This window comes from Streptococcus rubneri, assembly GCF_004785935.1.
GTDB classification, from domain to species: Bacteria; Bacillota; Bacilli; order Lactobacillales; family Streptococcaceae; genus Streptococcus; species Streptococcus rubneri.
This window is the reverse complement of record NZ_SRRP01000001.1, coordinates 560,511-572,607: the sequence shown is the minus strand read 5'-3', so window position 1 is coordinate 572,607 and position 12,097 is coordinate 560,511. Positions and strand designations below refer to the sequence as shown.

The following is a 12,097-nucleotide window of genomic DNA, read 5'->3' as shown; positions in this document are numbered from 1 at the left end:
GTGGAGTGCTAATTTGAGGGAAAAGTTATGGGGATAAAAAATTTAATTAACAAAGCGGGAGCAAAAGCTGCAGACAAGGTGGCTAAATTGTCTGCTCTAAGTCCTGAACAATTAGAAGCAGTTGAAAAGCAAAAGGAAAAATATCTTGCTGATCAACCAAATGTTAGTGATGAAGAATTAACCAATAGATTATTGGCATCATGTGGTGTAGAAGTATTCAACTCTTACTTAGACCAAATAAAAGAGCTCTATGTACCTCTTGAAAGTACTGCTGAATACGAGGATGAATTTCACCCGTCCTATAACATTCGTTACTTCAATATTACGAAGTGGGTGACGGATAAGAAAGAAAACTCTCTAGAAAAATTGGTCAATGTCTACGAAGTGCTTTCTAATGAGCACTGTAATATTGCCTTGGTATTCCATCGTACAAGTAGCAATACCAAAGTCTATCTTGCAGTCGTAAATACTGAAAATGCTAACGATAACGTTAATGTCGAAAATTATAGAAAGCGTCTGCTTGAAGCTATAAAAGGAAATTTCCCCGGATCAACTATCAGCGAGGAAGTTGGACGAGGTCGTATTCCTTGTTTGAATCTTCAAAAACCATTTTCTGTAGCTACAGTTTCCAATCTACCGACAACTAAGTCAGAGAAGTTTATCAGCCAAACGATCGAGAAACTAATCGATGGGATTGTGCCAGAGAATCCTAGTCAAGACTATACTTTGATCCTTTTGGCTAATCCTATTCAAAATATTGAAAATCACAAACTACGCTTATCTGAACTGTATTCAGCTCTAGCCCCCTTTAAAAAATGGCAAACGAACTATACCTTTACAGAATCAGATTCGACGACCTCTATGGCGACATTTGGTGTTAATATCGGGGCTAGCGCAGGTATCCAACAAGGCCAAAATCAGGCAACAAATCAGAATACCGGACAATCAGAAACTACTGGTGATTCCACAACGGATTCAACTGGCGAATCAGATGGAACCAATACGAGTCATACTAGTGGAAGTAACGAAGGTTCTTCAAGTACCAAAACAAAGGGAAAAAATGGAAATTTAAATTTAAAAATTTTTAGTTATGGAGAAAATGTTGGTACTAGTAAAACAACTTTAACTGGAGCATCCGTCTCAGATACAGTTGGAAGAACCATCACCAAGACTGTCGGGAAAGCCCTGACCAAAACAGCTAGTAAGGCTATTTCTGAAACTTTAGGAAAAACGGTGGGTGCAACTAAAGGGATTAATTTAGGTACCAATGTTGGAGCGAATTTTGCGCGTGCGTCTAATGTTACAGCGTCAGTTGGTAAAAATGAAGGCATTACTCAGTTCTTTATGAACCACAATATCCAACATGCCTTAACAGTTTTAGATGAACAAATGAAACGCTTTGAAAAAGGGACTGCGTTGGGAATGTGGGATTTTGCAGCCTATGTTCTTAGTGAAGATCAGAATATTGCTAACAATGTGGCCCATACCTATCTAGCACTGACACAAGGTGAAGAATCTTACATGAGTAAGTCCTCTGTTAATCTTTGGCGGGGAGATATGGGAGAAAAAAGTGGAGATACAGAAGAAATTGTGAACTACATTAGGGATTTGCGTCATCCAATTTTTGGACTCAACCCGAATCTCCTAGAAAAAGATGCAACATTTTATGTATATCCCTCTGTCATCACGCCGACGGTTCCATTATCTGGCCAAGAGCTAGCCTATTCATTGAACTTTCCTCAGAAATCCATACCAGGTTTACCAATACTTGAGTGTACAGAATTTGGTAGAAATATTGTTTCCTATGATTTGGAAGAGAAAGAGGAAGAAAAAATACGATTAGGCAATATCTTCCATATGAATCGTGAGGAAACAGTACCAGTTGAGTTATCTCAAAACTCCTTGAGCTCACATGTTTTTATAACAGGAAGTACGGGTTCTGGTAAAAGTAACACCATTTATCAACTCTTAGCTGAAGCCAAAGAAAATCATATCAAGTTTCTTGTAGTAGAGCCGGCCAAAGGAGAATACAAACATATCTTTGGTCAGGAAGAGGACGTTTGTGTATATGGAACCAATCCTCAATTAACCCCTTTATTAAAATTGAATCCGTTTAGCTTCACAAAAGAAACACATATCCTCGAACACTTAGATCGCTTAATTGAAATCTTTAATGTTTGCTGGCCTATGTATGCTGCTATGCCTGCCGTGTTAAAGAAAGCAGTTGAAAAATCATACATAGACTGTGGATGGGACTTGATAAAGTCCGTAAATGAGTTTGGTGGTATCTACCCAACCTTTGCAGATGTTGCTGAGAATATTAAAGAGATTATTGATTCTAGTGAGTATGATAATGAAAACAAAGGAGCATATAAAGGTTCCTTGCTTACACGCATTGAATCACTTACGAATGGAATTAATGGCTTAATCTTCTCACAAGAGGAGTTGTCCAATCAGCAATTATTCGATTCTAATGTCATCGTTGATCTTAGTCGGGTCGGTTCTAGTGAGACCAAGTCATTGATCATGGGGATTCTTGTCTTGAAATTACAAGAATATAGAATGTCTCAAGCAGATATGAATTCAAGCTTGCGCCATTTAACTGTGTTAGAAGAAGCGCATAATTTGCTAAAGAGAACTTCTACAGAGCAAGTCTCAGAATCGAGCAATCTTATCGGAAAAAGTGTTGAAATGCTAGCCAATTCGATTGCTGAAATGCGGACGTATGGAGAAGGTTTTATCATTGCTGATCAAGCACCGGGGCTATTGGATTTATCTGTTATTCGAAATACTAACACAAAGATTATCATGCGACTTCCTGATTGGTCAGATAGAGAGTTGGTAGGTAAATCTGCTAATCTAAACGATGATCAAATCCTTGAATTGGCAAGATTACCAAAAGGTGTGGCAGCTGTTTACCAAAACGAATGGATTCAACCAGTCTTGTGTAAGGTTGATAAGTTTGACGATGGAGACAAGGTGTACCAGTATAGAGCGGAGTTGGAAATAGAATCAAGTTCATCTGCAGATCTATATTTGATGATCAGTAAATTCTTAACTGGAAATCAAACAATTGAACAGATAGACCTAGAAAAGATGGAGCAGGATTTATTTAAAGCTCCTATTAGTGGGAAAACTATTTATCAGGTGTTAAATCTTCTTCGTCAGCAAGTTTATGAAGTGGATATGGTAAAAATTGCACCAATAATCTCAAACTTTTATCCAAGTCTTTTAAACAAAGCACGGGAAGCAGAAAAGAAAAATAGCGATAAAAAATCTATTACATCAGATATAGTGAATGAGTTCAATAAGGTAGTTGAAGGTCCAGTAACACAACAAGTAAGATTAAATATCATACAAGCTATTTTGACTCAGTTATATGTAAATGAATTAAAAAATAATGCAAGTCTCGAGGAATGGAGACAACAAGGAGGATTATTGTGAGTATCGAAAAAATGAGTCTCTCAGATTTGAAAGAAGCAGTTCCTAAAAAGGACGTTAGCTCCTCTTCCTTCAATCCTAAACAAAGATTAGAAGTGAACAATGAAGCAAGTGCAAAATTAAACGATATTGCGCATTATGAAAAAACTCCACTAGGACAGAGTGATAAACAGGACTTGAGATCTGAGACGGGTTGGTCAAAAAATATTGTTGATAACATGAGATGGAAAGAGGAGGCAAGTGTTTATAAAGATTCAAATTTAGTTGAAAAGGATGTAAATGGCAGACCTTGTTTCCAGAGAACAGATATCGATTACAATGCAAAAGATGATTTAGGAAAGACGAACAAGGAGCGGATGCTTGATGGTAAGGCCCCCCTAGCAGACGGTAAACCAGTCGAATTACATCATATCGGTCAAAGACAGGACTCTCCATTGGCAGAATTAACTTTCAATGAACACAAGAGTAACTATAGTAATCTTCATGAAGTTCCACCTCAATCGTCTCAAATTGACAGAGGAGAATTCAGAAAAGAAAAAGCAGAGTATTGGAGAATGAGAGGGGAAGAGCTATAATGAAAAATTTAACAAATGAATTGAAAAAAGTCTCAGATCTAGTTTCTACAAAAGGCGCAAGTAATGAACAGATAGTGGAAGCACAAAATAAGTTATCACTACAATTCCCAACTGACTTCATTGAATATTTGAAAGAGTTTGGACTTGTGACATTTTATGGAGTTGAATGGCAGGGATTAAATGGGCCAGATTATTTAAATGTTGTAACATCAACCCTTGAGGCTCGTGAAACCTATCCTGATTTTCCAGTAAATATGTTTATTCTTGAAGATTTAGGGTTTGACGGTCTTCTAATCTTAATTGATACAAAAGGTTCTGTTTATGAGTGGCAATATGGAAACTGTAAAAAAATCTACCCAAGTATAGTAGAGTATCTTAAAGAATGTCTTGAAAAAAATGACTAGTCTATCCAATATTTCTCGGTCTAATCTTCTTGATTCATTTGACTTTCTTTACTAATTTTATAATTCAATTACTTTCTATATTCAATGGTTTGTATCTCAAGTTTTTGGTATAATGGTCTTATCAAACTTTTAAAGGAGATCAAAATGAAATCTGTTAAACGAATTTTCTTAGCAACCATGTTAGCATTTGCTGCAGTCCTTCTTGTAGCTTGTGGATCTAAAAATGATAACGGGACCTATGTTTTTGAACCAACTGCTGAAGAGGCTAAAGAAATGATGCCGTCTGAACTTCAATCTTTAGTAGGTGATGATTACAAAGTTAAACTTACGATTACAATTAAAGATGATAAGGCAGACTACAAGACCGAGACAGAAATTGCTGGTAAAAGAAACGACATGTCCTTCGAGTATAAAGTAGATCAAAAAGCTAAGAAAATGGAATATGAACTAGAGGGTATGAAAGCAGAGCTGACATATGAAATCTCTGGAGATGTCCTGACATTTAAGGATGTTAAGAACTCTGTATTAGATAATAGTAACTTATTCAGTAATTTTATGAAGGTTGCTAAGTTCAAAAAAGTTAAATAATAAATGAGGCGGGATGGAGATCCTGCCTTTTTCTAAGTTGATTCAGAACTTGAAATCGACGATAAGAGAGTGGATGTCCTTAGTCATGAATAAAAATCATTAAAAATTTGATAGGTAATAACATGAAAAAATCTAAATGGATACTAGGAATGGCCTTCCTATTCATCAGTCTAAGCAGTCTGATGGCTTGTTCAGTTAATAAGGATAATCAGGAAAAAAGAACATTTCCAGACAACGGGACTTATATCTATGAGCCCAGTAAGAAAGAATTAAAAACGCTACTAGAGAAGCAAGGAACACCAAGTGAGGTCCTTCAATCCCTAGATGAGTACTATAATTACAAGATCGACCTTACCATTAAAGGGAATCAAGGAACCGTACAATTCAGCATAGAAATCTTAGGACAAGTCAAGAATGAACAGTTGACTATTGCAGTAGATCAAGATCAAAGGATCATCCATACAGTCGAAGGGCCTTCCCTCTACTACCAAGTAGAAAATAATCAGTTAACCTTTACTCATTTTTCAGAGAAAATATCTGATGAATCGTCTCTAGCCCTTTTAAAGAATATCGTCTTTAAACGTTCTTCTTAAATAGTGACTTAGCTTTCACAAAACAATCTACTATCGAATAGATGGGAATCACATGCTATGATAGTGAGTATTGATGTCAAAATAAGGAGACAAACGATAAAACGTTTGAAACACATAGTCCTATTAAGTCTATTAGTGATTGGCTCTATTGTACTAGTAGCTTGTTCACCAAAAACTGATAATGGGACCTATGTCTATGATCCAAGCAAGGAAGATATTAAAAAAACATTGAAGAACAAGGAAAAAATACTGAAGGGTTTGATAAAGCAGAAAAAACCTTCTCCCTCAAGCTTTCAATTAAGATTGCAAATGATTAAGGTCAATTGAAATTAGAGAGTAAGGTCTTTGGACAAATTTCCGAGCAATTCTATGATGTCAAAGTGGACCAAAAGAAAAAGACTATCCAACTTAAAAATGGAAAAGGAGGAAAGATGCCTTATAAAATTTCCGGGGATGTCTTAACATTGAATATTTCAAATTTAGACTCTAGTCTCAAGCTGATGTCGCAATTTCCCAAAAGGTCAAATTCAAACGAAGCAATTAACCCTAGCAGGGCGGGGCAGACCTCGCCTTTTGATTTGACCTATTTTTACTTTCTATATTATAATAGGATTAGAAAAGAGGTGTGTCCTATGTTAAAGAGAATCTTATTCTTTTTATTTTTAATAGCTTCTGTTTTTACTTTGGGAGCTTGTTCTACTAATGAAAACACCAGCTATGTCTACCATCCTTCTAAAACAGAATTGGCTAAGTGGATGAAAGCGGAAGGAGCCGATCAAGAGACGACTGATTTTTTGGCTAATCGGATGGATCTAAAGGCTACCCTAACTTTCAATGACCATCATGCAAAACTTACTTTGTCTACGAAAGTTGTAGACGAAACAAACCATTGGGATTATGAATTCACGGTGGATCGAGAAAAACAAATCTTGAAAGGTTCTTCCCCTTCTAGCAGAATCCCTTATAGGATAAATGGGGATGAATTGACTTTGGATATCTCTAAGAATACGGATGAGTCCCTCCAAAGTACACTGGTCTACCTGAAAAACGCTACTTTTAAGAGAAGTAAATAGGAAAGTCGAGGATATCTTTATTCTCGACTTATTTCTTGCGAGCCTCCTAGGGATCTGATATAATAAGGATGAATTGAAGGAGAAGGAGGCATGCGTGCTTTCTAGAATAGTTTAAAAAGTACTTGAGGGTGCTTTTTTATTGTATAGGGAGGAGAAAGTTATGGGATATATTTGGTCCTATTTAAAAAAATATCCAAATTGGCTATGTTTAAATTTAACAGCAGCCATCTTTTTCGTAGTGGTAAACCTCGGTTTACCAACAGTTCTTGCTCGCATGATCGATGAAGGGATCAATCCTAGAAATATCGACCGGGTTTATTTTTGGGCCTGGGTCATGTTCGGAGTGATCATTGTCGGGATTCTAGGTCGAATCGTTTTAGCCTACGCTGTTGGGAAGCTTACCACAACTATGGTCATGGATATGCGAAATGACCTTTATGAGAAACTTCAGGAATATTCTCATCATGAGTACGAAAAGATTGGTGTCTCTTCCTTGGTGACGCGCATGACGTCTGACGCCTTTGTCTTGATGCAATTTTCCGATCAGATGTTAAAGCTTGGAGTCATTACTCCCATCATGATGGTTTCAAGTGTCCTCTTGATTCTTCAGACCAGTCCTTCTTTGGCCTGGATTGTTGCTGTTTCAGTTCCTTTCTTAGCAGTGGTCGTCTGGTATGTAGCTACAAAAACCAAGCCTTTGTCAGAGAAGCAACAGGAAACCCTGGATCGCCTAAATCAGTATGCTCGTGAAAACCTTACGGGACTTCGAGTTATTCGAGCTTTTGCACGTGAGGAATTCCAGGAGATCAGATTTGGCCAAGCCAATGCGGTCTACGCTGATAATTCCAATAAACTCTTCAAATTAACTGGTTTGACCGAGCCACTTTTTGTTCAAATCATCATCGCTATGATTGTAGCCATTGTGTGGTTTGCCTTGGATCCTCTAGGGGATGGAAGCTTAGAAATCGGGAATCTAGTCGCTTTTATCGAATACAGTTTCCATGCTTTGCTATCCTTCTTATTCCTAGCCAATCTCTTCACTATGTACCCACGAACAGCTGTTTCAAGCCAACGTTTGAAGGAAATCATGGACATGCCCATTTCTATCGATCCAAATGAAAACGGGATTACAGAGACTGAAACCAAGGGCTATCTGGAGTTTGATAATGTTACTTTTGCCTATCCTGGTGAAACAGAGAATCCTGTCCTTCACAATATTTCCTTTAAGGCTAAGCCAGGGGAGACCATTGCCTTTATCGGATCGACTGGTTCTGGTAAGTCCTCTCTCGTCCAGCTCATTCCACGTTTCTACGATGTAACCTTAGGGAAAATACTAGTCGACGGAGTGGATGTGCGAGATTTTAACCTCAAAGCCTTGCGCCATAAAATTGGTTTCATTCCACAGAAAGCCTTGCTCTTTACAGGTACTATTGCTGAAAACCTTCGCTATGGGAAGGAAGATGCGAGTATAGAAGAGCTAGACAAAGCGGCAGATGTGGCCCAAGCCAAGGAGTTTATCGAGAGCAAGGAAGAACAGTTTGAGACTCATCTTGCTGAAGGCGGAAGCAACTTATCTGGGGGACAGAAGCAACGTCTCTCCATTGCGCGTGCGGTCGTTAAGGAACCGGACATCTATATCTTTGATGATTCCTTCTCGGCTCTTGACTATAAGACAGATGCAACTCTTAGGAAACGTCTCAAAGAAGTAACAGGAGATGCGACCGTCTTGATCGTAGCCCAACGGGTTGGTACGATTATGGACGCGGATCAAATTATCGTCTTGGATCATGGGGAAATCGTCGGTCGTGGAACCCACGAAGAACTTCTAGAATCCAATGAAATCTACAGCGAGATTGCCCGTTCTCAATTGAACAATCAATCACTGACAGAAGAATAGGAGGAGGAGAAAATGAAAGAAAAACGTTCAAGTTTTGTACGCCTTTGGGGCTACTTAAAAACCTATCGCTATGCCGTTATTTTCGCCACTCTTCTTAAAATTCTGAGTGTAGTCATGAGTGTAGTTGAACCTTATATCCTAGGCCTCGCCATTACGGAATTAACTGCTAACCTGACAGATATGATGAAAGGAGTGCCAGGGGCACAGATCAACGCTAGTTATGTTGGTTGGGTCATGATTATTTATCTCTTCCGTGGAGTACTCTACGAACTAGGATCCTATTTTTCTAATTACTATATGACCAATGCCGTCCAAAGTACAATCGAGGATATGCGCAATGATTTATCTGAAAAAATCAACCGCATCCCAGTTTCTTACTTTGATAAGCACCAATTCGGAGACCTTCTCGGTCGTTTTACAAGTGATGTTGAGACAGTATCCAATGCCTTGCAACAGTCCTTCTTACAGATTGTGAATGCTATTTTCACCCTTATTCTGGTCATTGCTATGGTCCTCTATCTCAACTTAACCCTTGGGTTAATCGTGATAGGATCTATTCCCATTACCTTCTTTGGCGCTCAGTTCATTATGAAGAAATCCCAGCCTTACTTTAAGCAACAAGCTGATGCGCTTGGAGCATTAAATGGGTTTGTTCAGGAAAATTTAAGTGGTTTTAACGTTTTAAAACTTTACGTGCGAGAAGAATCGTCACAGGAAGACTTCCGCGAAATTACTCGGCGACTGCAGAAAGTGGGATTTAAAGCGAATTTCATCTCTGGACTCATGATGCCGGTTCTAAACGCCATTTCCGATCTTACCTATCTTCTAGTTGCTCTTGTAGGGGCACTACAAGTCCTAACAGGACGACTCACAGTCGGAAACATGCAGGCCTATGTCCAGTATGTCTGGCAGATCAATCAACCGATTCAAAACCTTAGTCAGTTGGCCAGTACACTGCAAAGCGCTAAGTCCTCACTCGATCGGGTCTTCCAGGTCTTAGACGAGCCAGACGAAGTGCTTGGTAAGAATGAAGCCCTTAAAAAGGATCTCACCGGACAGGTTAGTTTCAATCATGTTGATTTCCAGTATGTGGAGAATAAACCCTTGATCCGTGATTTTAACCTTGAGGTCAATCCTGGGGAGATGGTGGCCATTGTTGGTCCGACAGGAGCAGGGAAAACGACCCTGATTAATCTTCTTATGCGTTTCTACGATGTGACTAAGGGATCTATTACGGTTGATGGTTACGACATTCGTGATTTATCTCGCCAAGACTATCGCAAGCAGTTTGGGATGGTTCTACAAGATGCTTGGCTCTACGAAGGGACCATTAAAGAAAACCTTCGTTTTGGAAATTTAGATGCTACAGATGAAGAAATTGTCACTGCTACCAAGGCTGCCAATGTTGACCACTTTATCCGGACCCTTCCGGGGGGCTACAATATGGAGATGAACCAGGAGTCTAGTAATATCTCTTTGGGACAGAAGCAGTTGTTAACCATTGCGCGTGCCCTTCTAGCTGATCCTAAAATTTTGATTTTAGATGAAGCGACCTCTTCAGTTGATACGCGTCTGGAACTCTTGATTCAAAAGGCTATGAAGAATTTGATGAAGGGGCGGACCAGCTTTGTCATTGCCCACCGCTTGTCTACTATTCAAGAAGCAGACAAGATCTTAGTTCTCAAAGAAGGCCAAATTATTGAACAAGGAAACCATGAATCGCTATTAGCTTCAAAAGGTTTCTACTATGAATTATACACCAGTCAGTTTTCTAAAAAAGAAGAAGCAGGATCATAAGCAACATCAAAAAGAGAGAATCATCGCTCTCTTTTTATTGTATTTATAATTGATAAAACGGAAATCCAACTGAAAAAAAAGAGGGCCAAATCGGTCCTCTGAATAAATAAGTCTTTGGCTCGTCTAAAACTACTGAATGGCCTTCAGACATTACAAAAATATGCGATCAAACCAGATCTACCCAAACAAGCAAAACTATCATCCCTATATGCACAATGACAGGATTTTGGCTCTAGCAAATTGTTTGGCTAGCTTATACACCAGCAATCATCATTGAAAGGAAAGACAAGTCTATGGCGCAAGTCATCCTAATTTTTGATACGTCTTCCTTCTTGAATGACAGGATGATGATAAAGAGAATAGATTAATTGGAGAGTCATGAGAATCCATACAATTGGCTCGCAGAGAATAATTCCTAAATAGCTCGTTTGAGGGATAATAAGAATAACAAAAGCAATCTTCCCAAAAAGTTCAATAAAACTGGAAATAAGGGGAAGAAGTTTTTGTCCAAGTCCTTGAAGACAATTTCGATAGATTAAAAGTAAACTAAGAACTGGATAAAAAATCGAACTAATCTTGAGATATGCACTTCCATTTTGAATCAAATAAGGATCGCTAGAAGAAGCGATAAAGGAAACAAAACGTTCGCTAAATAAGAAGAGCAGGCCGGATACTAGAAGCGACCAGAAGATGACCAGTCGACTTCCGATGCTTATGCCTTTTACAATTCGATCTGATCGTTTCGCGCCGTAGTTTTGCGAAGTAAAGGTCGTGATAGAGGAAGAGATAGAGGCCAGAGGTAGCAGGGCAAAAGACATGATGCGTCTAGCAGCTGTTTGTGCACTGATGATGATAGTACCAAGCGAATTAACGGAAGATTGAAGAATGACGCTGCCGATAGAAACGAGCGAATTCATCAACCCCATGGCCAATCCTTGACCAAGTAGATCAAGATAAAGGTCCTGGTTCCATTTAAAATGTTTCCTTTCAGGAAGGAGTATAGGTGCTTTCTTACGGATATAAAAGAAGCAGAGAATGGCTGAAAGACCTTGAGAGAGAATCGTTGCTAACCCTGCAGATTGAACCCCCATATGAAGATAAGTAATAAAAAGGAGATCCAGAATAATATTAACCAAAGCAGAAAAGAGAAGAAAACCTAATGCTGCTAAACTATTGCCAATAGCTCTCAGTAGTCCGGCAAAGAGATTGTAGGCAAAGCTAACACCTACACAGGAGACAATCATAGAAATATATTGATAGGATTGTGGGAGAATTTCTTTTGGAGTTCCTAACAGTTGCAGTAAGGGATACAGGCCTAAAAAACCTAGAAGCGTCACTAGACTACTTAGAATAGCCCCCAAGATCCAGGTGGCAGCAACAGCTTCTTTAATTTTTTTAAAATCTCTGGCCCCATAGAAGCGAGCAATGACAACGCCCATGCCATTACCAACACCTAGGGTAAATCCTATAATCAGATCAAAAATTGCAGTGGTAGCCCCAACAGCCGCAAGAGCAGGTCCCCCTATAAAGCGACCAACAATGAGAATGTCCGCAGTATTGTACAATTGCTGAAAGAGGTTAGACAATAAAATAGGAAAGGCAAAGCTCAAAAGAGCAGGGAGGATTGGACTGTGAACTAGGTCCACTGTGGCTTTCTTTTTCATACAGCCATTATAACAAGTTTAAAAACAGCAAACAAGGGGGGAAAAGGAGCGTAGCAAGAACTCTC

General features: G+C 38.9%; 9 protein-coding genes. 8 read left to right on the top strand and 1 reads right to left on the bottom strand.

What is annotated here, in order from left to right:
- The first annotated feature begins 27 nt into the window (after positions 1–27).
- The 8 genes from E5S68_RS02995 to E5S68_RS02955 all read left to right on the top strand — a co-directional run bounded on the left by E5S68_RS02995 (position 28) and on the right by E5S68_RS02955 (position 10,368).
- On the top strand, positions 28–3,444 hold the full coding sequence (locus E5S68_RS02995) for an ATP-binding protein (protein WP_135782294.1): 3,417 nt from the start codon (positions 28–30) through the stop codon (positions 3,442–3,444).
- Positions 3,441–4,016 carry an HNH/ENDO VII family nuclease gene (locus E5S68_RS02990; RefSeq protein ID WP_244297649.1) on the top strand — a complete coding sequence of 192 codons (576 nt, stop codon included), beginning with the start codon at positions 3,441–3,443 and terminating at the stop codon, positions 4,014–4,016. The genes E5S68_RS02995 and E5S68_RS02990 overlap by 4 nt, the downstream gene beginning before the upstream one ends.
- Entirely contained in the window at positions 4,016–4,420 is a 405-nt protein-coding gene (locus E5S68_RS02985) for an SMI1/KNR4 family protein (RefSeq protein WP_135782292.1), read from the top strand. Before E5S68_RS02990 ends, E5S68_RS02985 begins: the two co-directional genes overlap by 1 nt.
- Before the next feature lie 144 nt (positions 4,421–4,564).
- Complete coding sequence (locus E5S68_RS02980; RefSeq protein WP_135782291.1) at positions 4,565–5,008, top strand: hypothetical protein; 444 nt, start codon at positions 4,565–4,567, stop codon at positions 5,006–5,008.
- A 122-nt stretch (positions 5,009–5,130) separates the two neighbouring features.
- Positions 5,131–5,601 carry a hypothetical protein gene (locus E5S68_RS02975; protein WP_135782290.1) on the top strand — a complete coding sequence of 157 codons (471 nt, stop codon included), beginning with the start codon at positions 5,131–5,133 and terminating at the stop codon, positions 5,599–5,601.
- Between the two features lie 431 nt (positions 5,602–6,032).
- Positions 6,033–6,674, top strand: a complete 642-nt coding sequence (locus E5S68_RS02965) for a hypothetical protein (protein ID WP_234697728.1) — start codon at positions 6,033–6,035, stop codon at positions 6,672–6,674.
- A gap of 160 nt (positions 6,675–6,834) precedes the next feature.
- Positions 6,835–8,571 carry an ABC transporter ATP-binding protein gene (locus tag E5S68_RS02960; RefSeq protein ID WP_135782288.1) on the top strand — a complete coding sequence of 579 codons (1,737 nt, stop codon included), beginning with the start codon at positions 6,835–6,837 and terminating at the stop codon, positions 8,569–8,571.
- 12 nt (positions 8,572–8,583) lie between these two features.
- Complete coding sequence (locus E5S68_RS02955; protein WP_135782287.1) at positions 8,584–10,368, top strand: ABC transporter ATP-binding protein; 1,785 nt, start codon at positions 8,584–8,586, stop codon at positions 10,366–10,368.
- A gap of 308 nt (positions 10,369–10,676) precedes the next feature.
- Here the strand turns inward: E5S68_RS02955 and E5S68_RS02950 are convergent, their stop codons facing one another.
- Positions 10,677–12,032 carry an MATE family efflux transporter gene (locus E5S68_RS02950; RefSeq protein ID WP_135782286.1) on the bottom strand — a complete coding sequence of 452 codons (1,356 nt, stop codon included), beginning with the start codon at positions 12,030–12,032 and terminating at the stop codon, positions 10,677–10,679.
- Between the last annotated feature and the right edge of the window lie 65 nt (positions 12,033–12,097).